We start from the raw sequence: 26,203 nt of genomic DNA, 5'->3' as shown, positions 1-26,203 counted from the left end.
CGTCGATACTCCGGCGTTCGACGACGACACTACAGAAAGCGATGAGACCGCTAAAATCGGTACACACCCGATCACACGGCTGCTGCGTGACGGTGTGAGCAGTTTTAGTCATCGTGCCCGCAGTGACGGACACTCGGACGCGACGTCAGCGTGGACCCGTCTCATTTCAGGGCGGGCCGCACCGGATAGCGTCGGTGACGCACGGCGCGGGGAGAGCGGGGTGCGGGGACGATCGCTCGAGCGGATCGACACGCGATACGCGAGCGGCGATCAGGCGGGTGCGACTCGCCACGTGGTCGCGCTCGTGTACGACCACTTCTCGATCTCGAGGTCAGTGGCGGAGTCCGAGAGCTTGACCATCATCGCGCCGATCTCTTTGGGGGACATGCCGACATCGTCCGCGATGAACTTGCCTTTGAAGTACATCTCACCGTCTTCAGCACGTTCGCGCAGGTAGCGTTTCAGGCGGCGTTCCTTGCTTTCCGTGGAGGATTGGGCTGTCGTGCTCATCGACATCCATCCGTTGACGGGGATATATGTTATAAAGGGAGGATGATTAGCGGCGTTTCGATTGTGTTCAGCTATTTGGGGGGTAAGAGATCTTTTATTCACTATTAAGAGACTATTTATAGATTGCTCAGGACCTCGGAGACGTTTTAAAATACGATCTAACTCATTATTTTCGTTCTAATCGTAATGGTCAATTCAATATCGTCTTCACAGACCGTTTCGCTATTTCCGGCGAGTGGACGACCGAATGTAACGATCAGGATCGCTCGTGGACCCAGAACTCGTCCTCGACCGTCACTTCCTTCTTGAACAGCGGGACCTCGTCTTTCAGCCGGTTGATCCCGTCTTCGACGGTTCGAAACGCCTCCTCGCGGTGGCCCGCGAGCACGACCACGAAGACGATGTCCTCGCCGTCCTCGACGATCCCCGTCCGGTGATAGAGTTCGACCTCGAAAATACCGTCTCGAGCCTCGAGATCCGTCTCCAGGGCCGCCATTCGCTCGTCGGCGACGCCCTCGTACTTCTCGAACTCGAGGTACTGGGTCGGCGCGTCGTCCGCGCTGTCCTTCGCGCGGACCCGGCCGGTGAAGGTCGCGATCGCGCCCGCCCGGTCGGCCCGCGGCGATCGTTTGACGCGAGCGACCAGCGACTCAAGGCTCTGGTGGGGCTCGGCCTCCTCGAGAGCCGTCACGACCTCGTCGAGCTCGAGGTCACTGGGACCGTCGACGGCGGCGATAACCGTCTCCCCGTCCTCGGCAGCGGCGGACGGTCCGACGACGATCGAGGGGTACTGGAGCGACGGTACGCCGACGACGACCGCATACTCGCAGTCGGTCGCCAGGCTATCGAGCGCGTCGCCGACGGACATCCCCGTCCCGGACGCGGTCCAGTCGCCGTCGACGCCGAGATCGTAGGTGACGTCGCCCCCGAGCGTTGTCGTTGTCGATTCGCGCGCGTGCGTCCCGTCCGCGATCGTCGCATCGTATCTGACGACGCCGACGCGCCCCCGCTCGGCGAGCCGATCGACGACCCGGTCGACGACCGACTCGAGCGCCCCGTCGTCGGCTCCCGCCTCGCGAACACCGAGTACGTGCATGTGCGAGCTATGGTCGGGTCGGACTTTGTAGCTGTCGCCCGGAAAGCCCCGCGGCCGAGCGGTCGCGATGCTCCCGCTCGGCCGCGCCCCTTTCAGTCCCACCCGACGGAGCCGCGGCCGGCCGGCTATCGCACGCCGGAAGCCGGTCCGACGACGGGACCCAGGATTTTGAACGTGCACCGCGAACGTTCGATATGCCCCTCCGAATCGGCTTCACGGGCGACGTGATGCTCGGGCGGCTCGTCGACGACCGCCAGCGCGGCCGGTCGGTCGACGCCGTCTGGGGGACCGTGCTCGAGCGACTCCGGGCGCTGGACGGGCTGGTGATCAACCTCGAGTGCGTGCTCTCGACCCGCGGGCGGGAGTGGCAGCGCACGCACCGCCCGTTTCATTTCCGGGCCGACCCCGACTGGGCGATACCCGCCCTCGAGGAAGCGGGCGTCGACGTCTGTGCGCTGGCGAACAACCACGTGCTCGACTACGAGGAAGTGGCGCTACGGGACACGATCGCCGCGCTCGACGACGCCGGAATCGCTCACGCGGGTGCGGGCGAGACGAGAGACGAAGCGCTCGAGCCGGCGGTGCGAACGATCCACCGGTCTGAGACGGATAGCGAGAGATCGCGCGCAGACGGCGACGGCGGACTCGACGCGGCGGTCGTCTCGTTTACCGACAACACGCCGGAGTACGCCGCCGACGAGGAGTCGCCGGGAACGGCCCGGATCGAAATCGACGAGTCGCGACGCGACTCGCGCAGTCGGACGCGGTCCGACGACGACGTCGACGACCCGGAGACGAGACGGCGCGTGCAGGAGGTCCTCGAGCGCGCACGCGAGACGAACCCGGACCTGCTGGTCGCCTCGCTGCACTGGGGGCCGAACATGGTCACCGAGCCGCCGGAGTCGTTCCGCGAGTTCGGCCGCTGGCTGATCGAGAACGGCGTCGACGTGATCCACGGCCACAGCGCCCACGTCTTCCAGGGGATCGAGGTTCACGAGGGCAGTCCGATCATCTACGACGCGGGCGACTTCGTCGACGACTACCGAGTCGACGAGGAGTTGCGAAACGACCGGAGCTTCCTGTTCGCCCTCGCGGTGACGCCCGACGGCCGGCCGACCGAACTCCGGTTGCACCCGACCGAGATCGACGGCTGTGCGGTCCACGAGGCCGGCCCGGAGGCCGCCGCGTGGTCCCGCGAGCGGATGCGGGAGCTATCGGCTCCGTTCGGGACCGAGTTCGACCGCGACGGTGACGCGCTGGTCCTCTCGCTCGAGGAGTGAGGGCGAGAGCCGGGTTCGCGAGGACGGAAATCGAACGCCCGACCGGGGCTCGAGCGGTGTGTCACCACGCCGTCCGGGCAGTTGACAACCCTTAAGATAGCAACTCCGCTACACCGGTGTAGTATGAAAGTGGTCGTCTCTATCGGCGGTAGCGTCCTCGTGCCCGAGCCCGGCGCGGATCGGGTGGCCGAGCACGCGGCCGTCATCGAAGACCTCATCGCGGAGGGGTGTCGGATCGGTGCCGTCGTCGGGGGCGGCGGCGTCGCTCGCGAGTATATCGGGGCCGCTCGAGACCTCGGAGCGAACGAAATCGAACTCGATCAGCTCGGGATCGACGTCACGCGACTCAACGCACGCTTGCTGATCGCCGCGCTGAGCGAAGAGTCCGTGACCGCTCCTGCGCTCAATTACGAAGAGGCGAGCGAGGCACTCCGCCGTGACGACATCTGTATCATGGGCGGGGTCGCGCCGGCGCAGACGACCGACGCGGTCGGGGCCGCCCTCGCGGAGTACATCGACGCCGACTTGCTTATCTACGCCACGAGCGTCCCCGGCGTCTACAGCGCCGATCCGAACGAGGACGACGACGCGACCAAGTACGACAGTCTCTCCGCCGCGGACCTGGTCGACGCCATCGCCGGCCTCGAGATGAACGCCGGGGCCTCGGCACCCGTCGATCTGCTGGCGGCCAAGATCATCGAGCGCTCCGGCATGCGGACGATCGTGCTCGACGGCACCGATCCCGACCGGATCGCCCGCGCCGTCCGCCACGGCGATCACGAGGGGACGGACATCGTTCCGGAGGGTGCCGGCGCGGAACCGACCTACTGGGCGGCCGACGAACGATGAGTGCCGACGGAAACGCCGACGGAGAAACCGAAGACGTGGCGGAGTCGGCCGCTATCAGTCCCTATACGCTCCAGAGCGACGAGGCGAGCGAGACGCGACACGCGTTCTGGGCCGATACGGTCGCCGACCGAGTGGAAGAGCGGAATCCCGAAGCGCCGATCGTCGTCAAGGGCGGCATCTCGCCCTCCGGAGTTCCGCACCTCGGTAACGTCAACGAGATCATGCGCGGCTACTTCGTCGCCGAAGTGTTGCGCGACCGGGGCCACGAGGTCAGGCAGGTCTTCACCGCCGACGACCGCGACCCCCTCCGGAAGCTCCCGCGGACTCTCTGTGACCTCGAGGGGAACCTCGTCGATCTCGGCGAGGTCGACGCCGGCGCGCTCGGCCGCAACCTCGGCGCGCCCTACACCGACATCCCGGACCCCTTCGGCTGCTGTGACTCCTACGGCGACCACTTCTCGACGATCATCCAGGACAGCGCCGACGCCGTCGACGTGCCGATCGACCTCGTCTCGAACACGGAGCTCTACGAGTCCGGCGAGTTCGAGGACGTGACGCGCTTCGTCCTCGAGCACCGGGAGCGCGCACGCGAGGTCCTCTCGAAGTATCAGGACACGGTCGACGAGAACGGTGATTACGTGCCGTTCAACCCGATCTGTGAGGAGTGCGGGAAGATCACCGAGACGGTGACGAGCGTCGATCTGGATGGGGAGGCGCAAAGCGCCTCGGACGATCGAGCGGGGAGCGAAGCGACCCGCGAGACAGAGCCGACCGTCGACTACCGCTGTACCGACATGGACGCCGGCGACCAGACGATCGACGGCTGCGGCCACGAGGGCACCGCGACGCTTCGCGAGGGGAAACTCCCCTGGCGCTTCGAGTGGCCCGCCCAATGGCAGCTCCTCGGCGTCGACTTCGAACCCTTCGGCAAGGACCACGCCGAGGGCTCCTGGCCCAGCGGACAGGACGTCGCGCGCACCGTCCTCGAGATCGAGCCGCCGGTCCCGATGGTCTACGAGTGGTTCACGCTCGAGGGCGAGCCGTTCTCCTCCTCCGAGGGGAACGTGATTCTGGTCTCGGACGTCCTCGAACTGCTCGAGCCGGAGGTCCTGCGCTACTTCTTCGCGAAGGACCCCGCGAAGGCCCGGGACTTCAGCATCGAGCGATTGGACCAGCTGGTCGATGAGTTCGACCGGCTCGAGGCGACCTATTTCGGCGAGATCGATGCCAGCGAGGACGAGCAGGCGTTCGCCGAGCGCGTCTACCCGTTCGTGGTCGAGGAGCCGCGCGAAGAGCGGATTCGGCTTCCCTACACCTTCGCCGCGGTGCTCGGGATGACCGATGACCCCGACCTGCGCGAGGAGATCGCCCGCCGTGAAGGACACATTCCCGACGACGCGCCGGAGTGGGCCGTCGAGGGTGCCCTAGAGCGGGTCGAACAGGCCCGCAATTGGGCGCGCCGGACGGGCAACGAGTTCGATTACGAGCTCAAGCGAACCGAGATTCCGGATCACGAGTTCGATGCCGACACCGAGGCCGCGCTCGCGGAACTGGCCGATTTCATCGAGGAGGGCCACGATCCCGAGGACATTCAGGGTGAGATCTACGAGGCCGCAAAGCGCAACAATGTCGACGTCGGCGACTTCTTCGGGGCCGGATACCGGCTGTTCTTCGACGAGGAGCAGGGCCCGAAGCTCGGGCCGTTCCTCGCGAAGGTCGACCGGGAGTTCGTCGTCGGGCGACTGCGCCGGGAGCGCTGAGCGGGACCGAACGGCCGGCCGAATAGACAAAAGTCATTTGAGAACGCCGCCCGGAGATAGTATCGATGGATCACGGCTCTCTCGCTGTCGTCTCGCCGCCCGCAATCTACGGCTCTGAACTCCTCACGTGGGTTCTGATCGGGCTTCTCCTCTACTGGCTCGCGGTCGTCGGGCTCCGAAACGGGGGGTATCTCCCCGACTATATCGGGACCCAGGGGCCGATTCTCACGTTCCACACGAAACGCGGCCGGGCGCTTCTCGACCGGCTCGCGCGACCGAAGCGCTTCTGGCGGGCGTGGTCGAACTTCGGCGTCGGCATCGCGATCGTCGTGATGATCAGCATGTTCGCGGTGCTGATTCGCGTGGCGATGGTCGCTCTCTCCTCGCCACAGCCGGCGAGTTCGCCCGCTAGACAGCCCCACAACGTTCTCGTCATCCCCGGAGTCAACGACTTTCTGCCGCTGTCGGCGACGCCCGGTATCGTCTTCGGGCTGCTCGTCGGACTCGTCGTCCACGAGGGTGGCCACGGACTGCTCTGTCGCGTTGAGGACATCGATATCGACTCGATGGGGGTCGCGATGCTCGCGTTCCTCCCCATCGGTGCGTTCGTCGAACCGGACCAGGAGAGCAGCAAGTCGGCCTCGCGGGGCGGCCAGACGCGGATGTTCGCGGCCGGCGTCACGAACAACTTCGCGATCACGCTGCTGGCCTTCGCCCTCCTGTTCGGCCCGGTCGTCGGCGCGATCGGCGTCGCGCCCGGTGCCGCCGTCGGCGGCGTCGCTCCCGACTCGCCCGCGGCCGACGCCGGAATCGAGCCGAACGACCGTATTACGGCGATCAACGGCACTGCAGTCGAGGGCAACGACGACCTCGCGAACCGGCTCGAGGCCGTCGACGGCGAGCAGGTGAGCGTCGAACTCAACGGCGAGCGCACGGAGACCGTCGATCGGTCGCTGCTCGTGACGACGGCGCTGGAAAACGGACCGACGGGGCTCGCCGTCGGTGACAAGATCCGCGCGGTCGACGGCCGGACCGTCGCGACCGAACGCGGCTTCTACGATGCCGTCGGCGACAGCGAGCGGGTCACGCTGACGATCGAGCCCGCGGACGGCGACGATCGGATCGAGCGCGAGGTGACCGTCGGCGCGGCGGTGACCGTCGCCGCAGACGGCCCCCTCGAGCGCGAGACGGGCCCGACCGACGAGACCTTCGTCATTACCCGCTTCGACGGCGAACGGGTACAGAACTACGAGGATCTCGCCGCCCTGCTCGAGGACAGCGAGCCCGACCAGCAGGTCGAGGTCGCGGGGTACGTCGGCGACGAACGCGAGACGTACACAGTCACGCTCGACGAGCATCCGCGATCCGATAGCGGGTTCCTCGGGATTCAAGGTCATCAGGGGATGTCCGGCGTCGCGGTGAACGATATCGGCGTGCAGCTCTATCCCGCGAGCGAGTATCTGGGACTGCTCGGCGGCGACGGCGAGACGCGGTTCGGTCCGATCACCGGGAGCTTCCTCGGGAAGATCGGAATCGCGCTCATGTTGCCGGTTATCGGCGTCAGCGGTGCGATGCCGTTCAATTTCGCCGGCTTCACCGGCGGGATTCAGAACTTCTACGAAGTCCAGGGGATGCTCGGTGCACTCGGAGACGGGACCGTCTTCCTCCTCGCGAACCTGCTGTTCTGGACCGGCTGGATCAACGTCCAACTGGGCTTTTTCAACTGCATCCCGGCGTTCCCGCTCGACGGCGGCCACATCCTCCGGACGAGCACCGAAGCGATCGTCTCTCGGCTACCGGTCGACGCGACCCGCGGAATGGTCCGCATGGTAACGACGGCGATCGGGGTGACGATGCTCGTGAGCTTCGTCCTCCTGCTGTTCGGCCCGCAACTGCTGGGCTGAGAATCGGCTCCAGCGGCGGCTTACGAGTCGTCGGGATCGATCCCGTGGCGGTCGTAAAATTCCTCGGGCGTCTCCTCGATGCGTTCGAACTCGGTCTCGAAGTAGTGTTCGTAGTGGCGCACGACCTGTTCGACGACCCATCGGCTGAACTCCTCGTCGAAACACCACTCTCCCTCCATCTCCGGGATTTCGAACCGATCGTCCGTCGAGAAGGCCGCGTAGACGTGAAAAAAGCCGAGGATGACGTCCGCGAAGTCCCGGGCCTTCTCCGAGCCGCTCTCGCGGCGCTCCTCGAGTTCCGCGCGCCCGTCGTCCGTGAGCTCGAAGTACTTCCGGTCGGGTTCGTCCTCGCGCTCGATGCGCTCGGCCCAGCCCTTCTCCTCGAACTTGTAGAGGATCGGATAGACCGACCCGTAGGACGGCTCCCAGTGACCGCCGCTGATCTCGCGGATCTCCTTGAGAATCTCGTAGCCGTACCGGGGCTTCTCCTCGAGGAGTTCGAGGACGAGATAGGCGATGAGTCCTTTCGGCGGCCCACTTTTCCGCATACGGCTGGTCCGTTAAACGGATAGACGTAAAGCGTTTCGGTCACGTCCGAACACGGCGAACTGGCGAGCAGCGACGAGTTCGGCGATCCGCCGGACGACGGACCGACACCGGTAGCGCCAGCGGATCGGGGCGAAACCCGGTCCTTCTTAGCGGTCCCGTCCCAACCCGCGAGTATGGAACGACGGCGACCACCACAGACCGACGAGGGCTGGTACGTCCTGCACGACTTCCGGTCGATCGACTGGGACGCCTGGCGATCGGCTCCCGAACGGCGGCGCTCGCAGGCGATCGACGAGGGAATCGACTACCTCGCGTCCGCCGAGGCTGTCGACGACGCCGACGCAGGCGAATCGGCCACGTTCTCCGTGCTGGGCCACAAGGCCGACCTGCTCGTCCTCCATCTCCGGCCGACGCTCTCCGACATCGACACGCTCGAGCGGCGGTTCGAACACACCGCCCTCGCCGAGTTCACCGAGCGGGCCGACTCCTACCTCTCGGTGACGGAGGTCTCTGGCTACATGTCCGAGGACTACTTCGACGAGGACAGCGAGGTCGAGGACACCGGTCTCGAGCGCTATATCGAGTCCCGGCTTGAGCCCGAGATTCCGGACAGCGAGTTCGTGACGTTCTACCCGATGGACAAGCGCCGCGGCCCGGAAGACAACTGGTACGACCTGCCCTTCGACGAGCGCGCGGAGCACCTCTCCTCCCACGGCGACATCGGGCGAGACTACGCCGGTCGCGTCACCCAGATCATCTCCGGCAGCATCGGCCTCGACGACTTCGAGTGGGGCGTGACCCTGTTCGGGGACGACCCCACCGACGTGAAGGAACTGCTCTACGAGATGCGCTTCGACCCCTCGAGCTCCCGCTTCGCCGAGTTCGGTCGGTTCCTCTCCGGCCGCCGGTTCCCGCCCGAAAACCTCGGGGCCTTCCTCGCCGGCGAGACGATTCCCCAGGAGGACGAGGGACACGGCGGTCACGGCCACGCCCACGCGGGTGGCGACGCCGAGGGACATCATCACGGCGATTCCGACGGTCATCACCACGGTAGCGACGCGGAGTCGGGTAGTCACGGCGACGAGGGCGGCTCCGATGGCCCGCACGACGATGACGACGAAGACCTGCGCAGCGAACTCGAGGACATCGGCGTCTACGCGGGCCAGCCCCACGGCGAGGACGTCCACGCGGTCGTTCTCTACTCCGCTGCCGATCCCGACGAACTGTTCGAGGAGGTCGACGGCCTCCGTGGGAACTTCGATCACTACGATACGCACGTGAAGACGGCGGTCTACGAGCCGCGCGAGGCGGCGAAGCTGCCTCGGGATGACGAGCGGGGAACCCGTGAGGGCGAGGGCGGCGACGGTGCTGAGACCGCGGTCGTCAGCCTCTGGGACACCGAACGCGCCGCGAGCACGGCGGCTGGGTTCCTCGCTGATCTCCCCGAAATCGTTCGGCAGGCGGGCGACGACGATAGCGACTCCTGGGGAACGATGGGGATGTTCTACACCGTCAAGCCGGACCGCCGCGGGGACTTCGTCGGGACCTTCGAGGACGTCGGCGGGGTACTCGCCGACATGGACGGTCACCGCAAGACCGACCTGCTGGTCAACCGCGAGGACGAGAACGACATGTTCATCGCCAGTCGCTGGGACGCCCGCGAGGACGCCATGCAGTTCTTCCGCAGCGACGCCTTCTCGGAGACCGTCGAGTTCGGTCGGGACGTCCTCGCGGACCGACCGCGACACGTCTTCCTGGCCTGATCGTCCGATTCATCGCGTCGCTTTTCTCCGCATCCGTTTTCGAGACGAGTCCGCGTTCGGCGACTGCGAGAGACCGCTATCTCGATTCGTCGTAGAAGAAATAGGCAGCGATCCCGGCCAGCCCGAACGCGAGCGTCACGAATGGCCACCTGCCGGCGTCACGATCCGTCGCGAACGCGTGGATGGCCACGACGATCGCGAAGCCGGCGTGAGCGACGAGCGTTGCGGCGAGAAACGCCTGTCCGTCCATTACTCGAGTGATGCGACGCCCCGACAAAAGCCGTTACGAAGGCGATCGTCGGAACGACTGGTCGGACGAGTAGTGCGGTGGCCGGAAGGCGGCTCACCGCGACCGCGGTGAGTCGCCCGACTCGGGGAAGGGCAGGCGCTCGCCCGAAAGTAGCCGTTAGACCGTCCGATCGAGGGGGCCGATAACTGATCGAACGAGCGGCTAGGGGAGTGAGAGAACGGCGGAGGGGTTTCGATGACGTTTGCGAGCGACGAACCACCGAAAACACTACTGGCTCCCGGCACGCGAAGAACGCGGCGCAGAAGGTCGTTAATCGAAATCGTGATCCGGATCGTCTTCGACTTTGCGCTTCATCGACTCGCGACGGGACTTGGCGTCGCGGCCGGTCGCCTCGAGCAGGAAGTCGTTTTTCGCGTCCACGGCTTCGCCGGCGGCCTCGAGTTCGTCGGGACCGAGTTCGGTGGGGTCGCGCTCGTGGAACTCGACGCCGAGTTTGTCCTTCTTGCCGGAGTATTCGACGGTTCCAGCGACGATTTTCTCGAAGACGGGGTTGTCGGGCTCGCCGATGACGTAGAGGTCGCTCCCTTTGTACTCCTGTGTGGTGGTGATGGGACCGAAGTAGTCCTCGATCGTCTCCTCCATGTCTGGGATTCGTTCCTCGAGATATTCGCCGCGACGCATCTTGTACTCCTTCATGGCTCGAAGAAACACGGCGGAGTGTTTACCTCTTTTCATAGCCGACGTTTCGGGTGTCTGATGGGTCCTCGAGCGCGGAGACCGCCGATGCCGACCGCTGGCGGTGGGGGTCGGATCGGCAGCGAGCGGGCGTTTCGGAGAGTGGGGCTCCGGAGAACGGTCGAACGCGCGGAGATCGCACAGAGAACGTGCGGGGCCGGCGACCGCGTCCCCACCGGCTCCTACCGTCGCTCGCGCTCGCTCAAGTATCCCTTCCGGCAGTCGGGACAGATGTCGCCGCTGCGAAGCGATCCGCGATCGCCGGCGGCGACATAGTCACACCGGGGACAGTGGAACTCGGTCGGGACGTCGTCGTCGGGCGCGTCGCCGCTCTCGGCGGGCGTCGGCGCGGCCGCAGCGCGCTCGATCCCGGTCTCCGGACCGGGGTCGGAATCGGTCGTGGGCGCGGAATCGCTCCGGGCATCGGCCGGGGAATCGGCGGTCACCGACCGAGCGTCGGTCGCGGCCGCAGTCGCACCGTCGAGACTGCCGTCGTTACCGGTTTCGACGCTTCCCTCGGAGCCGTCGCTCTCGAGGAGGACGGCGTCATCGTCGATCGCGTTCGGATCGGGACCGTCAGTGTCGGCCGCCAGCTCGTCGTCGGCCGGCTCGTCCGGCCAGTCGGTCGGGTCGGATTCGTCGACCGGCGGGCCGACGTCGTCCGAGTCGGGCCACTCGCCGTGGTCGCGGTCCTGGTCCCGGTCGGTCGAGGGCTCGTCCTCGAGAATCTCGCCGTCGTCGGTGACGGGGTCGCCGTTTTCGTCAGTCGGGAGATCGATATCGTCCGCGTCGCCGTCGGCGTCGACACCGGCCGGCGTCCCAGTGGTCGCCGCCTCCGGGTTCGAATCGGGTGGGCTCGCCGTCGGATTCGGGGACGGCTCCGACGCCGGCGTCTCCGTCTCGAGCGCGTCCGACGCGGTGTCGTCGGCGTCGATGAGTTCGGCGTCGTCGGCGTCGATGAGTTCGGCGTCGTCGGCGTCGATGAGTTCGGCGTCGTCGGCGTCGATGAGTTCGGCGTCGTCGCCGTCGGCCGTCTCGGCGATATCGCCCGTGTCGACGAATTCGGGATCCGAGGCGGGCGCCGTCTCGGCGGCGTCGGACTCGAGTGATGGTTCGGGCGGTTCGGTAGCGGGCTCGTCGGGGGACGAGTCGGCGGCCGTCCCAGCGGTGAGGCTGGTCACTTCGGTGTTCTCGCTGATGACGGATCGCTCGCCACAGCGGAGACACTCCTCGTACTCCTGGACGGTAACGACGACTTCGCTCCCCCGTTCTTCGCGCTCGCGTTCGACTTCGGACTCACCGAAGTCGTGTCCGAGCAGCGAACATCGCAGGGCCATTGTCCCACCGTACCGACCCAGCACACAAAAAACGTACTGCCTGATAGTCACGGATTTGTGACAGTAACGCGAGCGATCCGATCGGCGACGTCGCGACGGATACAGGTGACGGCCCGTCCGGTCGGTATCGGGAGCGGGGAAACAGGGATCGCACAGCGTGGATGGAACGACAAACGTCAAATCCCGGGTGGTCGAATGAAGAGACAGATGAGAGCAAAGCGGGAGTACCGGAACCGTGAGGGGACGGAGGTGGCGGTACTCGACGCGCTGGTCGACCGCGCCGACGACGGGATGACCGTCTTCGAGCTTCGCGCGGCCGTCGAGGTCGACATCGACGAACTCGAGGACGCCCTCTCGACGCTGAAGGAAGACGACCTGATCGTCGTCGACTCGGGTTCGGAGACGGTGATCAAGCCCGCCGAGCGCGTGGTTCCCGATACTCCGACCGAGGGTGAGGAGGAGCAATCGATCGGGGACTGGCTCCGCGAGCGACTGCCTTTTTGAATCGAAACGCCTGATACGCTCAGGCCCCAGGGGATACGCATGACCGTCATCGAGTCTATCCACGAGGATCACGGTGCCACGTTCGGCGAGCGCGCTGACCGACGGATCGTCGAACACTACGGACGGCCGGAGCGCACCCATCGAGCGGTTCGCAACGGCGTCGGCCTGCTCGAGCAGGCCTACGGCGTGATCGTCGTGGAGGGTGACGACCGCGTCGAATACGTCGATAACGTCGTCTCGAACCGCGTCCCAGCGGCGGACGGGAAGGGGTGTTACGCGCTCGTGCTCGATCCCCAGGGCGGGATCGATGTAGAACTCTACATCTATAACGCGGGCGAGCGGCTCCTGCTCTTCACTCAACCCGAGACCGCCGAGCCCCTCGCCGAGGAGTGGGCCGAGAAGGTGTTCATTCAGGACGTCGACATCCGCGTCGCGACCGACGACTACGCGATCTTCGGCATTCACGGCCCGCAGGCGACCGAGAAGGTCGCGAGCGTTCTCAACGGTGCCGGCTCGCCCGACGAGCGGTACTCCTTCGTCCGCGGGACGATGGGCGACGAGGGCGTCTCCGTCATCCGGACCGACGCGCTCACCGGCGAGGAGAGCTACGAAGTGATCTGTGCGGCCGACGACGCCGCTGCCGTCCACGATACGCTACTCAATCAGGGGCTGAACGCCGCTCCCTTCGGCTACCGGACCGTCGAGAGCCTCGCGCTCGAGGCCGGATCGCCGCTGTTCCACACCGAACTCGAGGGGACGCTCCCGAACGTGCTCGGCCTACGGAACGCACTGGACTTCGAGAAGGGCTGTTACGTCGGCCAGGAGGTCGTCTCCCGCGTCGAGAACCGCGGCCAGCCGAGCCGTCGACTCGTCGGACTCACCCTCGAGGGCGAGGCCGTGCCCGAATCCGGCGCGGCCGTCTTCGACGGCGATGCGTCGGTCGGCGAGGTGACCCGCGCCGGCCAGAGCCCGATGCTCGGGGACGTCATCGCGCTCGCGATCGTCGACTACGACCTCGACAGCGACGAGCTGACGGTTCGAGTCGACGGCGAAGAGGTGGCTACGACTCGCACCGAACTGCCGTTCGTCGACGGATCGGACCGGTCCGATCGGCTGCCAGACTATCAGTAGGGTGCGTATCGGTCGGTCTGTGGCTCCCGTCGAGTGACCGTCGAGAAATCGGCGTCAGCTCCCGGGGTCCTTTATCGCGGGTAATCCCGCCGTCACTAATCGGCGGAGCAACACGACGATCCCGTTCTCGAGGCCGCGGGCGAAGATCGCTTGCTCTTTCGCGTTCCCACCGGCGGCGTTCGGATAGTAGGATCCGATCAGCAGCGTCTCCCGGTCGACGAGCAGGATCCGACTGATCGCGACTTCGTCGTCGCTCTCGATTCCGGTGAGCCAGTCGAGACCGGTCTCGAACACGCGGGTATTGGGCAGTTCCGTCCCGAGCGCCGCCGTGATCGCGTCCGTCTGCCCGCCCAGAATCATCGAGAGCTCTCGATCGACCGCCTCCTGCAGGCCGTCGAACAGCGTCTCGGACAGAATGTCCTCGTCGACGACGAGGAACGCGATCTCGGACTCCGCCTCGTCGATGAGTTCGATCGTTCGCGACTCGATCGCTTCGTGACCGGTGAGCGACCAGACCTCCTGGACGTGTTCGTTCTCCTCGACGTCCTGAACCTCCGTGTTCTTGAGATGCGTCTCGAGCGTTTCGATCCGGTTGTCGTACTTCTGTCGAAGGGTCTGCGTCGCCTCGTCGATGTCGACGGCGCGGTACACCTGCGGACTCGTGTGCTGCACTTCGACCAGTCCCTGGGACTCGAGGACGCGAATGGCGTCGTACACTCTCGTCCGCGGGACGTCGGAGATCTCGTGTATCTCCTTTGCCGTTCCACTGGGAAGTTTGTTCAGCGCCATAAAGCAGCGCGCTTCGTACTCCTGTAGCCCGAGGTCCTGCAACAGGCTAATCGCCTCTCTGGTAGTGTCTTCCTTTGTCATGGCCCAACCACGAATTCGGATGTCCGAACACCCAAAATAGGACGTGTGGATGGAAAAGGATTCGTGTATTAGTCCCCTGTCACGAGTCGCATTTCGGGACCCTCTCCGTCTGAGAGGATTTCACTCAGATTATCACACAAGCTACTTGGGTATCGGTTCGGTATGAGTGAGTGGCGAGCCCTGTTTGGCCCAACCACGACGGGGCTCGCTGTTTTCGAGACAATCGATCCGGTTTCGTCGCTTCTATTCACGTAACCGAGAGCTCGTCTTCTCGCTCGCGACACAGTTCCAGAATCGGTCTCACTTCCGCGAAACGGTTCCCCGGTCTCACAGTGTTGGTGCGCCGATCCCACTCGATAAAGCCGTAGTCGTCTAGTTTGGGGAGGTGGACGTGGTACCGTTTGATGTGGGCCGTAGTATCACCGCCGGTCGCATCCGGCGGCTCATCGACGGAGACCGGCGACTCGTCGTCTGAACTGTGATCGACGAGCGCGAACAGGATGCGTCGCCGTTGTTCGGCCGCCAACACCTCGAATAAGAATCCATTCATTTCCGACATTTACACACTATACTCGGCCGGCAGCCTCCTTGAAGTCGAGAGATCTTCACGCTGAGATGAGTTTTTGATTAAGTGAGTGAATGAGGAGGGTAGGACGCTGGCGGACGGCAGTATACGCCGTCGGCGCTGAGCCCCGCTAATCAGATGTTCGGAGAGATAGCAGCCACGGAAACGATTCACACACCGATCGCAACGGTGGCACGCGATTGGGTGTTCATTGACTTCAGTGGCTCCTATACCGTTATATGCGCCGACCCCGAGGATCAATCCATGTCAGGAGACGTCCTCGAGCGCGAACTGTTCGATCGAGCGCCGGACGATCGGATTCGGGTCCTCGACGCCGACGGGACCGTCGTCGCCCCCGAGCTGGAGCCGGCCCTCGAGGCGGAGACGCTGCGGTCGATGTACCGGGACATGCGGTTCTCGCGGCGATTCGACGAGCGGATGATCAGTCTCCAGCGGCAGGGCCGGCTCGGAACGTACTCCTCGCTGGCGGGTCAGGAGGGGTCCCAGATCGGGTCGACGTACGCGCTGGCCGACGACGACGTGCTCTCCTTTCAGTACCGGGAACACGGCGCGCTGGTCGCGCGGGGACTCCCCTGGGAGTATCTGCTCTACTGGATGGGCCACGAGGATGGCAACGCCGCGCTGGCCGACATCGACGTCTTCCCGCTGAACATCTCGATCGCCAGCCACCTCCCCCACGCGGTCGGCTGGGCGTGGGCGGCGAAGTTGAACGGCGACGAGCGCGTGAGCGTCGTCCACTTCGGCGACGGTTCGACCTCCGAGGGGGACTTCCACGAGGCGTTGAACTTCGCGGGCGTCTTCGACACGCCGAACGTTTTCTTCTGTAACAACAATCAGTGGGCCATCTCGATCCCGCGAGAACGGCAGACCGCGAGCGCGACCATCGCACAGAAGGCGAGCGCCTACGGCTTCGAGGGCGTCCAGGTCGACGGCATGGACCCGCTCGCGACCTACGTCGTCACGGACGCGGCCCGAAAGAAGGCCCTCGATGCCGACGGCGACAGGTTGCGGCCGACGCTGATCGAGGCGGTCCAGTACCGCTACGGTGCGCACACGACGGCGGACGACCCCAGCGTCTATCGGGACGACGAGGCGGTCGAGCAGTGGCGAGAGCGAGACCCCATCGACCGCTTCGAGTCCTATCTGCGAACCGAGGGCGTCCTCGACGACGACCGGATCGAGGCGATCGAGACCGAGATCGAGGACACGCTCGAGACGCTGGTCGACCGCGCCGAGGGCGTCGTAGGCGATCCCAGCGAGATGTTCGAGTACACGTACGCCGAGCCGACCCCGCGACTCGAGGACCAGCGCGAGTCCCTCGCCGAGTTGCGGGAGCGCCACGGCGACGACGCGTTACTCGAGGACGAGTGAACGCCGGAACGAGTACATAAAGCCGGCAGTGGGACAGGCCAATGGCTACCCGGACGTCACCGCGACGTGTAGTCGATATGCAACTCGAGCAGCCGTCCCAGAGCGCATCGACGGCTTGGAACGGCACGGTGCCGAACGCAGTCGACGCGCGCGTCCTCGGGCTGGTCGTCGTGACGGCCGGCCTCGCCGCGTCGATAAACGTCCCCTACGGCGGCCTGCCGATGGCGGCCGCCGCGTTCGCGCTGCTGGCGGGCGGCGGCGTCGCCTGCCATCTGCTCGGCGAACGGAAGCTCCGGCGGCTCACCGACGACCTCGTCGAGCGGTGGAGCGCGGCCGGCGGGGAGATCGAGGCCGTCACCCGATCCTCGAACGGGATGCAGACGGAGTGGCGCGTCCACACCCCCGAAGGCGAAATCGTCATCGGCGGCATCGCACTGGTTCCGATCGCTCGCTTGTCCGTCGAGTGGCGGGGGATCGGCGACACGATGGCCGCCAGCGAGGCGGCGGCGAACATCGACCGGGTCGCCGAGAGTCTCTACCGCGAGATCTTCGAGTTCGGTTCGAATCGGTAAGCCGCCGTCCACGGAAAGGTCCGTTATTCTCACAGGAGGGTCGTAATCGGACTAGCGTCTCCGCTCTCGACCACCGTCGCGCCGGTCTCACTGCCGCCCGCGACTGCCCGCGATAGTCACTCGAACAACTCCTCGTGGCGCTGTGCCAGGTTCGTGTACTCGCCCGCGGCGAACTCGTCGAGGATTTCCCCCGCGTCGATCCCCGTCTCCTCGAGGGGCGTGATCTCGGCGGGAACGCCGCGGACGAACGACTCCGGCGGGATGGCGTACTCGTCGGGGACGACGGTCCCGGCGGCGACGATGCTCCCGCTCCCGATCGTCACGTCGGTGTTGATCGTCGCGTTGAATCCGACCAGCGCCCGCTCCTCGACGGTCGTCTCGTTGAGGACGGCCCCGTGGCCGACCATCACTTCGTCGGCGAGTCGCGACGCGTGAATCGTGGCGTTGTCCCCGACGTGCGTCTCTCGACCGATGCGGACGGGACCGATGTCGCCGCGGCAGACGACGCCGGGCCAGACGCTCGCGTCAGCGCCGATCTCGACGTCGCCGACGAGAGTCGCCTCTCGGCTCACCCGCGCCGCGTCGTCGATCGTCGGTCGATCCCCCTCGAACTCGTAGCGTCTGCTGTCGTCCATATGTTGACGGACGACGAATGCGTCCATAATACCGGATCACGATGCTCGTGACAGTCTCTCTCGAGCGGCAATCGGCCGGCCCGAATCGGAGCGGGAAGCGTTCAGATTATCGGACCTATTGAGACCACCAGATACCATCTAATGGTTTGCAAGCCCATCACTTATCCCGTGTCGAGTCGGACCACTAGCCGAACACATGACCCAGTCAGACTCCCCCATTCGAGCGATGTTCGACGTCCAGCGAACCGCAGTCAAACAGAGCCAGCAGCTGTTCAAGCAGGGAGTGGCCACCCAACGTAATGTCGACACGATGGCCCTGACCGGGCTCAAAGGTCAGGAGTCCCTCCAGCGCCAGCAACTCGAGCTCGCGCAGGCGGCGACGCACGGCTACCTCAGCGCGACGGCGGCGATGCTCCCGAGCGACGACGACCCCGAGGCCCACCGGACCATCGACGAGACCTTCGAGCAGCTGAAAACGACTCACGCGGAGGTTTACGAGGCGCTCGAGCGCGAACTCGAGCGCGGTGTCGACTCCGCCAACGAGCTCTCCGGAGAGTTCGTCGACGCGCTCGACGAGCAGACCGACCAGCTCCTCGAGATGACGGAATCCATCGAGGACCAGACGATCGAGAACGTCGACGAACTCTCGGGGCAGCTCCGCGAGCAACTCGACCAGACCCAGGAGCTGCAGGATCGGCTCGAGGACCAGCTCGAGCGCCAGACCGGTGACGTCGAGGAACTCCTCGAACGGCAGGCCGAACAGGTCGAGCAGTTCCAGCAGCAACTCGAGGAGCAGGCCGAGGCGGTCACCCAGGAGATCCCGGTACAGGGAACCGACGAGCCGCACACGAAGATCGAAACCGATCCGGAGCACACCCTCGAATCGGTCGAGGGAATCGACGCCGACACCCGCGACCAGCTCTCGGAGGCCGGCATCGCGACGATCGACGACCTCACGCGCGCCGGTCCCGAGGCCGTCGCCGAGGCCGCCGATATCTCGGAGGACCAGGCCGAGGACTGGATCGAGCAGGCCGAAGCCTAAGTCGGATCGCAGCGCGTCGTCCCCGTCCGCCCGGTATCGACGGAACGAAAGCACGGAATTCGACGCTTCTCGCGAACGTCTCCGTTCGGTTCGAGGGGCCGAGATGATTGGAGGCCGATCGGACGCCGATCAGGACTCGATCTTGTCGACGATCTCGCGGGCCTGCTCTTTCGCTTTGTCCTCGCCGACGTGCTTCTCGATCAGGACGCTGGTGACCTCCCAGTCGTCCTCCCCGTCGACCTTGCCGGTACGGACCTCGCTGCCGTCGGAGACCGACTCCGCCGGCTGCTCCGCCCAATCCGGGGTCCGTATCTCGTCGTACCGATCGGGATCGCGGAACCGAACGTGCGTGTAGTCGTCCTCCGTTTCGACTTTGTTGATGTCTGGCGTGTCGGCCATAGCGGAGACTCCGACAGCAGCGCCTCTAAATCACGACCCTGAATGTGCCTCGGTCGCGGTTTGGTCGACACGGTTGTGCCTCCTCTCGCGACCGAAACCGAACGAACCGGCAGGATTCGGCGCTGACACTATCCGAATCGGGGTCCTACGTACACCATGCTCGTCCTCGGCGACGCCCACGCGTCCGACCCCGACCGGTGTGCGACCCTGCTCGAACTCTATCGAACCCTTCAGCCCGATCGGGTGCTCCAGCTCGGCGACCTCGAGCGGTACGACCTGCCGGTACCGACGTGGTTCATCGGGGGCAACAACGAGGACTTCGACGTGATCGAGGCGCTGCGGGCGGGCGACGATCCCGAAGAAACGAACAACGTCCATCTCCTCGCGAGCACGGCGGCGACGGTCGATGGGCTCCGCGTGGCCGGTCTCTCTGGTAACTTCGCTCCGACGAAGTACGATCTGTCTCGGGGCGAACTTTCGGGTGACCGACGACGCCACTTCACTCACGAGGACATCGACCGAGCCGCCGAACTCGAGGACGTCGACGTCTTTCTCACCCACGAAGCGCCGAATGGCCTGCTGTCCTACGGCTACGATCCCGGCTGCGAGTATATCGACGACCTGCTCGAGGCGATCTCGCCCGACCTCTGTCTGGTCGGGCACCATCATCGTCACCGCGAGGCCGAGATCGCTGGTACCCGCGTCGTCAGTCTCGCCCCCGCGTGGGAGCGACACTACACGCTCGAGCCGGACACACTCGAACTGGAGAGTCACGGGCACGACCTGTCGGGAGACGACTGAAAACGAGAGAGAACAGAAGAAATGTCGCCGACGGCAGCTGCCGTCTCAGAACGTTTCGAGGTAACGGTCGAGTTCCCAGTCGGAGACGTCGACGAGGTAGTCCTCGAACTCCTGGCGCTTGGCCTCGACGAACTTCGGCCCGACGTGGTCGCCCAGCGCGTTGAAGATCGCTTCGTCTTCCTCGAGGGCGTCGACGGCTTCGCCGAGGTTCGTCGGCAGCGTGTCGATGCCGTACTCCTCGCGTTTGTCCTCGTCGAAGTCGTAGATGTTCTCTCGAACCGGGTCCGGACACTCGAGGTCCTGCTCGATGCCGTCGAGACCGGCGTGGATCATGACGGCGAGCGCGAGGTAGGGGTTACAGGACGGGTCCGGCGAGCGCAGTTCGACGCGCGAGGCCGCGGGCGTTCGCGCCGCGGGCTTGCGGATCAGCGCCGAGCGGTTGCGGTCAGACCAGGCGACGTAGACCGGTGCCTCGTAGCCGGGCACCAGGCGCTTGTAGCTGTTGACTGTCGGATTCGCGATCGCCGTGATCGCCGGCGCGTGCTCGAGGATCCCGGCCGTAAAGGCGTGGGCCTCGTCGCTCAGGTTGAACTCGTCGTCCTCGTCGTGGAAGGCGTTCTCGCCGTCCTCGGTGAACAGCGAGAGGTGCGTGTGCATCCCCGAGCCGTTGATGCGCGGGATCGGCTTGGGCATGAACGTCGCGTGGTAATCGTGTTCGGCGGCGATCGCGCGGACGACGGTGCGGAAGGTGCCGACGTTGTCGGCCGTCGTCAGGGCGTCGTCGTAGGTGAAGTTGATCTCGTGTTGCCCTTCGGCAACCTCGTGGTGGCTGGCCTCGACCTCGAAGCCCATGCTCTCGAGACCGTAGATGATGTCGCGGCGGACATCGCTCGCGAGGTCTTTCGGCGCGAGGTCGAAGTAGCCGCCGGCGTCGTTGGTCTTGGTCGTCGCGCGGCCGTCCTCGTCCTCTTCGAAGAGGAAGAATTCCGGCTCGGGTGCAGCGTTGACCGTGTAGCCCATCTCGTTGGCGCGCTCGAGGGCGTTCTTGAGAACGCGGCGCGGATCGCCTTCGAAGGGTTCGCCCGTCGAGGTATTGTAGACGTCACAGATCATGCGGGCGGAGACGCTCTCCTCCTTCTGGCGCCACGGGAGAATGGCGAAGGTATCCGGATCGGGCTTGAGCCGCATGTCCGATTCCTGAATGCGAACGAAGCCTTCGATAGAAGAACCGTCGAAGTAGATGCCCTCAGTAAATGCCTTTTCGGCCTGTCGAGCCGGCACGGAGACGTTCTTGACTGTTCCCAGAATGTCGGTAAACTGCAGTCGGAGGAAGTCGACGTCTTGCTCCTCGATCTCGTCTAATACCGCCTGTTCGGTGTCAGTAAGGTTGCCGCTTGTCATTTTTCTCGTCGTGCTATCCTCGTAACTCTGCTATTAAAACCCTACTGTTCCGTGCAAATCTTCTCTCACCCACCCCAAACTGAATATTCGTAAAGTTCTAAAGGCTTCAATGAGAGGATAGATGTGATGACGTACGAAAATCTCGATGCAAAACTAGTGAATGCACTTCTCGGCGACGGCCGAGCGAGCCTGCGGAGCCTCGCCGAGGACCTCGACGTCTCCGTCACGACCGTCTCGAACCACCTCTCCAATCTCGAGGACGAGGGCGTGATCGAGGGCTACACGCCGACGGTCGATTACGATGCGGTCGGCTACGACGTGACCGCCGTGATCCAGCTACAGGTCGAGGGGAACGCCCTGCCCGACGTCACCGATACGCTTCGCGAGCACCGCCAGATGACCAGCGTCTACGAGGTTACCGGCGACTACGACGTCATCGCCATCGGCAAGTTCGAGGACACCGACGGGATGAACGACCAGATCAAACAGCTGCTGACCGACCCCGATATCAAGGCCTCGAACACCAGCGTCGTTCTCAACGCCGTCAGCGAGAACGAGCAGTTCGAACTCGAGGTCACCGATAACTGATACTGCGGTTCGTTCGATAGCGGCTGGTTCGTCGGGAGCGTGCACCCCGGTCAGTTTGCGCCGTTGACGAGCCCCAACTCAATCACTCGGTTCCGTCCACCAGCGCGTCGGCTGCCGCCTCCCGGTCGCCCGCCTGGGCGGTCCACAGCGTCGCGTACTGTCCGCTCGCCTCGAGCAACTCCTCGTGGCTTCCCCGCTCGACTATCCGACCGTCTTCGAGGACGAGGATGGTGTCTGCGTCTCGAATCGTCGAGAGGCGGTGTGCGATCACGAGCGTCGTGCGGTCCTCGGTGAGCCGGTCGATCGAGCGCTGGATCTGCAGTTCGGTCTTCGTGTCGACGGCGCTGGTCGCCTCGTCGAGAATCAACACCGCGGGATCGGTGAGGACCGCTCGAGCGAGCGCGATCCGCTGGCGCTGGCCGCCCGAGAGCTTGACCCCCTCTTCGCCGACGCGGGTCTCGTAGCCGTCCGGCAGCGTCGCGATAAACTCGTGGGCTCGAGCCGCCGTCGCGGCCTCCCGAACCGCCTCCTCGGATGCCTCGAAGTGTCCGTACCGGATATTGTCGGTGATGGTGCCGTCGAAGAGGAACGTGTCCTGACTCACGTAGCCGACCGCCGACCGGAGATCTGCGAGCGCCACGTTGCGGACGTCGTGACCGTCGATCCGGATCGATCCGTCCCGGACGTCGTACAGTCGAAGCAGGAGTTTGAGCAGCGTGGACTTTCCGGCTCCCGTCGGGCCGACGAAGGCGACCGTCTCTCCCGGCGCGGCCTCGAAGGAGACGTCCTCGAGGACCGGCTCCTCGAACGCCGTCTCGCCGGCGTCCGCGTTCCGCGTCGCGCTATCGTCGTAGCTGAACGTGACGTCCTCGTACTCGACCCGTCCCTCGACGGGATCGATGGCCGCGGGGGCGTCCGCATCCGCAATGTGGACGGGAATGTCCATCAGTCCGAACACGCGCTCGCTCGAGGCCTTGGCGTTCTCGTACTGGTCGACGATGTTCGAGACCTCGGCCAGCGGGGCGACGATCCGCTGGGTCATGAAGAGGAAGACGACGAAGTCACCGACTGAGAGCGAGCCCGTCAACGGGCCGGGCGCAGTGCCGGTCGTCAGCCAGAGGCCGCCGACGAAGAAGGTGCCCGCGAAGGCCAGTCCGGCGAGCAACTCCATTCCCGGCCGGTAGAAGTAGGAGAGTCGAAGGACGGCCATCGTGTCCTCGTAGAGCCGGCGCGAGGCCTGACGGACGCGGTCGATCTCGTACGCCTCGCTGTTGGTCGTCTTCGTCAGGGCGACGCCGGAGAGGCTGTTCTCGAGGCGGGTATTGAGCCAGCCCACGGCGGAGCGCTGGCGGACGTACCGCGGTTCGACGACGCGCATGAACCAGATCGTAAAGCCGACCATCGCCGGGATCGCGACGAGGGTGACGATCGCGAGCTGCCAGTTGAGGTAGAACAGCACCCCGGCGATCCCGCCGACCATCACCAGCAGCCGCGCGGAGTTCATCAGGGCGTTGTCGAGGAACATCTCGAGGTTCTGGGTATCGTTGTTGAGGACGGCCATGACCTCGCCGGTCTCCTTGTCGTCGAAGAAGGTCATGTCCAGCCGCTGCATCTTCTCGAAGGAGTCGACGCGCACGGCGTGCATCACGCCGTGGGCGAACAGGTTGGCGGTGACGCCGTAGATCCACGTGAAGAGCGCGACGACGAGAAACGAGGCGGCGATGGTGACGATCGTAAATCGGAACTGCGCCAGCTGCTCGGTCGGCAGCCACGCGTTCGGCACGATCGGCAGTTCGAACGCGCTCTCACCGACGAAGATCGCGTCGATCGCGACGCCGAGCAACAGCGGCGGGACGAGGCTCGCCATCCGCGCGACGAAGTTGGCGACCATCCCCGCCGAAAACCAGCCCAGTCGACCGGGCGCGTACTCGCGAAACAGCCTCGAGAGCGGCCGATCGACGTCCTCCCGGTAGGCGTCGAACGGCGTCTCGTCCTCGTGAGAACTCACTGCCGAGCCGGTACCGTTTCGATCCGTAAACCAAACACGGTTTCGGGCGACGAGAACAGCCGTTCGTGACGGAACCAGCCAGCACAAACTCACAAAACATCGCGATCGGATCGGCTATTCGAATCAGAATGCGGGTAGTCGTCCGACGACTGCTTTGTCCGCTCACTGCGAGCGGGCTACTACTCGAACCCCTCTCCGACGGGCATCGGCGAGTGAGCGGTTCGGAGAACCCGAACGGCGCGGTTCGGAACGAGCGAAGCGAGTGAGAACCGCGTGAATGCGAACGGGGAACGGAGTGACCCGTGAGCGGCGCCGTTCACCGAGCGCGGCGAAGCTGCGTTCGGGCCGACGACCGATGTGGAGACCCGCTACGCGGGTCGGAACGGAGGGAGGAGTGCTTTTATACTAAATTTTGCCGAGGGCCAGCTTCGCTGGCCCGTAGAGCAAAATTTAGTCTCACATCATGCCGCCCATGCCGCCGCCCATGCCGCCCATGCCGCCGGGCGCACCGCCGGGACCGCCGGCCTCGTCGTCGCCCTTGTCGGTCGACAGATCGCCGGCGGAGATGATGTCGTCGATTTTGAGCACGAGGTTGGCCGCTTCGGCGGCGGAGGTGACGGCCTGTTCCTTGGCGTGGGCCGGTTCGACGACGCCGGCCTCGAACGTGTCCTCGACGTCGCCCGAGAAGACGTTCAGACCGGCCGTGATCTGGCCGTCGTCGTGGGCCGCACGCAGGTCGACCAGCGTGTCGATCGAGTCGAGACCCGCGTTCCCAGCGAGGACGCGCGGGACGAGCTCGAGCGAGTCGGCGAACGCCTCGACGGCCAGCTGCTCGCGGCCGGAGACGGAGTCGGCGAAGTCGCGGAGTCGGGATGCGAGTTCGACCTCGATCGCACCGCCGCCCGCGAGGACGCGGCCGTCGGAGACGGTCTGTGCGACGACGTCGAGCGCGTCGTTGACGCCGCGCTCGAGTTCGTCGACGACGTGGTCGGTCGAACCGCGAAGGAGGAGGGTGACGCCGTGGGCGTCCTCGCCCTCGACGTAGAACAGCTCGTCTTCCTCGTCGCGGGTGACGTCACCGAAGCCGAGGTCGTCGGCGGTCGCGCCCTCGAGGTCAGAGACGATCGACGCGCCGACGACCTCTTGGAGGAACTCGAGGTCGGACTTCTTGGCGCGGCGGACGGCGAGGATGCCCTCTTTGGCGAGGTAGTGCTGGGCGAGGTCGTCGATGCCCTTCTGGCAGAAGACGACGTCAGCACCGAGGTCGGCGATTGCGTCGACCTTCTCGCGGAGCTGTTTCTCCTCGCGGTCGAGGAACTTCTGGAGCTGATCGGGGTCGGTGACGGAGACTTCGGTGTCGACGTCGGTCTCCTCGACCTCGATGGCCTCGTTCAGCAGCAGAATGTCGGCGTCTTCCGCCGAGCGGGGCATGTTGTCGTGGACGGGGTCCTTGTCGATGATGCCGCCCTCGAGGAGGTCGGACTCGCCGGCGCTGCGGCCGGTCTGGGTCTCGATGTTGAGGAACTCGAGGTCGACGACGTTGTCGCCGTTCTCGTCCTCGACGGTGACCTGGCGGATGGCCTCGACGATCAGCTGGGCGAGGTGCTCCTTGTTGACCTCGGTGCCCTTGCCGGTCATCGAAGTCTCGGCGGTCTTCCGGAGCAGATCCTCGTCGCTCGTGTCGATATCGGTCGCGATGTCGTCGATCTCCTCGCGGGCCTGCTCGCTCGCGAGGTGGAAGCCCTTGATAATCGCCGTCGGGTGGATGTCCTGCTCGAGGAGGTCCTCGGCGTTCTTGAGGAGTTCGCCCGCGATCGCGACGGCCGTCGTGGTGCCGTCGCCAGCTTCGTCTTCCTGGGTCTCGGCGACCTCGATGATCATCTCGGCCGTCGGGTTGTCGATGTCCATCTCCTTGAGGATGGTGACGCCGTCGTTGGTGATCGTCACCGATCCCATGGAGTCGACGAGCATCTTGTCCATGCCCTTCGGACCGAGCGTCGACTGGACGGCTTCAGCGACCGCACGGGCGGCGCTGATGTTGTAATCCTGCGCGTCCTTGTCCTTGACGCGCTGGGAGTCCTCGCTCATTACGATCATCGGCTGCCCCTGCTGCATTCGCTGACTCATAGTCGAGTGGTTGATTGATTGTGATTCTACATAAAGTTTTCCGAATCTGGTCGAACGACGCCGGCAGTATGAGGCACGGTTTGGCGACGAAAAACGCCGTAGTGCGGGGCGACCGCCTCGGATTCAGCCGCCAAA

The 26,203-nt window shown here is 65.2% G+C and carries 25 protein-coding genes; 12 read left to right on the top strand and 13 right to left on the bottom strand.

Annotated features, from left to right (window positions below; all coding sequences use genetic code 11):
• Nucleotides 1–270: 270 nt before the first annotated feature.
• Together LDH66_RS09820 and LDH66_RS09815 are read right to left on the bottom strand one after the other, a co-directional pair.
• Entirely contained in the window at nt 271–516 is a 246-nt protein-coding gene (locus LDH66_RS09820) for a DUF7123 family protein (RefSeq protein ID WP_226480872.1), read from the bottom strand.
• A gap of 250 nt (nt 517–766) precedes the next feature.
• Complete coding sequence (locus LDH66_RS09815; RefSeq protein ID WP_226480871.1) at nt 767–1,606, bottom strand: molybdopterin synthase; 840 nt, start codon at nt 1,604–1,606, stop codon at nt 767–769.
• Between the two features lie 194 nt (nt 1,607–1,800).
• Between LDH66_RS09815 and LDH66_RS09810 the strand changes: the two genes are divergently transcribed.
• The 4 genes from LDH66_RS09810 (at nt 1,801) to LDH66_RS09795 (ending at nt 7,399) form a co-directional block, all read left to right on the top strand.
• Entirely contained in the window at nt 1,801–2,886 is a 1,086-nt protein-coding gene (locus LDH66_RS09810) for a CapA family protein (RefSeq protein ID WP_226480870.1), read from the top strand.
• Between the two features lie 123 nt (nt 2,887–3,009).
• Nucleotides 3,010–3,735 carry a UMP kinase gene (gene pyrH / locus LDH66_RS09805; protein ID WP_226480869.1) on the top strand — a complete coding sequence of 242 codons (726 nt, stop codon included), beginning with the start codon at nt 3,010–3,012 and terminating at the stop codon, nt 3,733–3,735.
• The gene (gene lysS / locus LDH66_RS09800) at nt 3,732–5,495 is read left to right on the top strand and encodes a lysine--tRNA ligase (RefSeq protein ID WP_226480868.1); all 1,764 of its coding nucleotides are present in this window, start codon (nt 3,732–3,734) and stop codon (nt 5,493–5,495) included. Before pyrH ends, lysS begins: the two co-directional genes overlap by 4 nt.
• A gap of 65 nt (nt 5,496–5,560) precedes the next feature.
• Complete coding sequence (locus LDH66_RS09795; protein ID WP_226480867.1) at nt 5,561–7,399, top strand: site-2 protease family protein; 1,839 nt, start codon at nt 5,561–5,563, stop codon at nt 7,397–7,399.
• A gap of 20 nt (nt 7,400–7,419) precedes the next feature.
• Here LDH66_RS09795 and LDH66_RS09790 read toward each other — a convergent pair whose 3' ends face one another.
• The gene (locus LDH66_RS09790; RefSeq protein ID WP_226480866.1) at nt 7,420–7,947 is read right to left on the bottom strand and encodes a PadR family transcriptional regulator; all 528 of its coding nucleotides are present in this window, start codon (nt 7,945–7,947) and stop codon (nt 7,420–7,422) included.
• A 174-nt stretch (nt 7,948–8,121) separates the two neighbouring features.
• On the opposite strand from LDH66_RS09790, the gene LDH66_RS09785 reads away from it, so the two are divergent.
• On the top strand, nt 8,122–9,711 hold the full coding sequence (locus tag LDH66_RS09785) for a heme-binding protein (RefSeq protein WP_226480865.1): 1,590 nt from the start codon (nt 8,122–8,124) through the stop codon (nt 9,709–9,711).
• 76 nt (nt 9,712–9,787) lie between these two features.
• Here the strand turns inward: LDH66_RS09785 and LDH66_RS09780 are convergent, their stop codons facing one another.
• The 3 genes from LDH66_RS09780 to LDH66_RS09770 all read right to left on the bottom strand — a co-directional run bounded on the left by LDH66_RS09780 (nt 9,788) and on the right by LDH66_RS09770 (nt 12,033).
• Nucleotides 9,788–9,961: a hypothetical protein gene (locus LDH66_RS09780; RefSeq protein WP_226480864.1), complete on the bottom strand. Its 174-nt coding sequence runs from the start codon at nt 9,959–9,961 to the stop codon at nt 9,788–9,790.
• A gap of 309 nt (nt 9,962–10,270) precedes the next feature.
• Nucleotides 10,271–10,657 (bottom strand): DUF5611 family protein, encoded by a 387-nt coding sequence (locus LDH66_RS09775; protein WP_226480863.1) that lies wholly within the window; start codon nt 10,655–10,657, stop codon nt 10,271–10,273.
• Nucleotides 10,658–10,878: 221 nt separating this feature from the next.
• Entirely contained in the window at nt 10,879–12,033 is a 1,155-nt protein-coding gene (locus LDH66_RS09770) for a DUF7093 family protein (RefSeq protein WP_226480862.1), read from the bottom strand.
• 207 nt (nt 12,034–12,240) lie between these two features.
• On the opposite strand from LDH66_RS09770, the gene LDH66_RS09765 reads away from it, so the two are divergent.
• Both LDH66_RS09765 and ygfZ read left to right on the top strand, forming a co-directional pair.
• Entirely contained in the window at nt 12,241–12,537 is a 297-nt protein-coding gene (locus tag LDH66_RS09765; protein WP_226480861.1) for a DUF6432 family protein, read from the top strand.
• Nucleotides 12,538–12,576: 39 nt separating this feature from the next.
• Nucleotides 12,577–13,668 (top strand): CAF17-like 4Fe-4S cluster assembly/insertion protein YgfZ, encoded by a 1,092-nt coding sequence (ygfZ, locus tag LDH66_RS09760; RefSeq protein WP_226480860.1) that lies wholly within the window; start codon nt 12,577–12,579, stop codon nt 13,666–13,668.
• Nucleotides 13,669–13,722: 54 nt separating this feature from the next.
• On the opposite strand, the gene LDH66_RS09755 is transcribed toward ygfZ, so the two are convergent.
• Both LDH66_RS09755 and LDH66_RS09750 read right to left on the bottom strand, forming a co-directional pair.
• Complete coding sequence (locus LDH66_RS09755) at nt 13,723–14,538, bottom strand: TrmB family transcriptional regulator (RefSeq protein ID WP_226480859.1); 816 nt, start codon at nt 14,536–14,538, stop codon at nt 13,723–13,725.
• Nucleotides 14,539–14,785: 247 nt separating this feature from the next.
• Complete coding sequence (locus LDH66_RS09750) at nt 14,786–15,088, bottom strand: DUF7344 domain-containing protein (RefSeq protein ID WP_226480858.1); 303 nt, start codon at nt 15,086–15,088, stop codon at nt 14,786–14,788.
• A 279-nt stretch (nt 15,089–15,367) separates the two neighbouring features.
• Between LDH66_RS09750 and pdhA the strand changes: the two genes are divergently transcribed.
• Entirely contained in the window at nt 15,368–16,495 is a 1,128-nt protein-coding gene (pdhA, locus tag LDH66_RS09745) for a pyruvate dehydrogenase (acetyl-transferring) E1 component subunit alpha (RefSeq protein ID WP_226480857.1), read from the top strand.
• Between the two features lie 77 nt (nt 16,496–16,572).
• Entirely contained in the window at nt 16,573–17,067 is a 495-nt protein-coding gene (locus tag LDH66_RS09740) for a hypothetical protein (RefSeq protein WP_226480856.1), read from the top strand.
• 116 nt (nt 17,068–17,183) lie between these two features.
• On the opposite strand, the gene LDH66_RS09735 is transcribed toward LDH66_RS09740, so the two are convergent.
• Nucleotides 17,184–17,702: a gamma carbonic anhydrase family protein gene (locus LDH66_RS09735; protein ID WP_226480855.1), complete on the bottom strand. Its 519-nt coding sequence runs from the start codon at nt 17,700–17,702 to the stop codon at nt 17,184–17,186.
• Between the two features lie 196 nt (nt 17,703–17,898).
• Here LDH66_RS09735 and LDH66_RS09730 point away from each other — a divergent pair, with 196 nt between their 5' ends.
• Nucleotides 17,899–18,744, top strand: a complete 846-nt coding sequence (locus tag LDH66_RS09730; RefSeq protein ID WP_226480854.1) for a helix-hairpin-helix domain-containing protein — start codon at nt 17,899–17,901, stop codon at nt 18,742–18,744.
• Between the two features lie 129 nt (nt 18,745–18,873).
• Here LDH66_RS09730 and LDH66_RS09725 read toward each other — a convergent pair whose 3' ends face one another.
• Entirely contained in the window at nt 18,874–19,143 is a 270-nt protein-coding gene (locus LDH66_RS09725; protein WP_226480853.1) for a hypothetical protein, read from the bottom strand.
• Between the two features lie 156 nt (nt 19,144–19,299).
• On the opposite strand from LDH66_RS09725, the gene LDH66_RS09720 reads away from it, so the two are divergent.
• On the top strand, nt 19,300–19,944 hold the full coding sequence (locus LDH66_RS09720) for a metallophosphoesterase family protein (RefSeq protein ID WP_226480852.1): 645 nt from the start codon (nt 19,300–19,302) through the stop codon (nt 19,942–19,944).
• A gap of 45 nt (nt 19,945–19,989) precedes the next feature.
• Here LDH66_RS09720 and glnA read toward each other — a convergent pair whose 3' ends face one another.
• Nucleotides 19,990–21,345 carry a type I glutamate--ammonia ligase gene (gene glnA, locus LDH66_RS09715; RefSeq protein WP_226480851.1) on the bottom strand — a complete coding sequence of 452 codons (1,356 nt, stop codon included), beginning with the start codon at nt 21,343–21,345 and terminating at the stop codon, nt 19,990–19,992.
• Nucleotides 21,346–21,471: 126 nt separating this feature from the next.
• Between glnA and lrp the strand changes: the two genes are divergently transcribed.
• Nucleotides 21,472–21,933 (top strand): HTH-type transcriptional regulator Lrp, encoded by a 462-nt coding sequence (lrp, locus tag LDH66_RS09710; protein WP_226480850.1) that lies wholly within the window; start codon nt 21,472–21,474, stop codon nt 21,931–21,933.
• A gap of 82 nt (nt 21,934–22,015) precedes the next feature.
• Here the strand turns inward: lrp and LDH66_RS09705 are convergent, their stop codons facing one another.
• Nucleotides 22,016–23,941, bottom strand: a complete 1,926-nt coding sequence (locus tag LDH66_RS09705) for an ABC transporter ATP-binding protein (RefSeq protein ID WP_226480849.1) — start codon at nt 23,939–23,941, stop codon at nt 22,016–22,018.
• A 456-nt stretch (nt 23,942–24,397) separates the two neighbouring features.
• On the bottom strand, nt 24,398–26,056 hold the full coding sequence (gene thsB, locus LDH66_RS09700; RefSeq protein ID WP_226480964.1) for a thermosome subunit beta: 1,659 nt from the start codon (nt 26,054–26,056) through the stop codon (nt 24,398–24,400).
• Nucleotides 26,057–26,203: the final 147 nt, after the last annotated feature.

Source organism: Natrinema amylolyticum (assembly GCF_020515625.1).
Classification (GTDB): domain Archaea; phylum Halobacteriota; class Halobacteria; order Halobacteriales; family Natrialbaceae; genus Natrinema; species Natrinema amylolyticum.
Note: the sequence above shows the minus strand (reverse complement) of the source record. Positions and strands in the feature narration are given on the sequence as shown.